Source organism: Paenibacillus sp. FSL R7-269, assembly GCF_000517865.1.
Classification (GTDB): domain Bacteria; phylum Bacillota; class Bacilli; order Paenibacillales; family Paenibacillaceae; genus Paenibacillus_AQ.
Map to the genome: position 1 here is coordinate 1 of NZ_ASPS01000091.1, position 263 is coordinate 263.

At 50.6% G+C, this 263-nt stretch carries 1 rRNA gene; it reads right to left on the reverse strand.

What is annotated here, in order from left to right:
* Positions 1-263, reverse strand: a 23S ribosomal RNA gene (locus C162_RS29120); the annotation flags it as partial.

Sequence of the window (263 nt, forward strand, 5' to 3'; positions counted from 1 at the left end):
CTCAACGGCTCCCACCTATCCTGTACAGATCGTACCCAAATTCAATATCAAGCTGCAGTAAAGCTCCATGGGGTCTTTCCGTCTTGTCGCGGGTAACCTGCATCTTCACAGGTATTAAAATTTCACCGGATCTCTCGTTGAGACAGCGCCCAAGTCGTTACGCCATTCGTGCGGGTCAGAATTTACCTGACAAGGAATTTCGCTACCTTAGGACCGTTATAGTTACGGCCGCCGTTTACTGGGGCTTCGGTTCACAGCTTCGG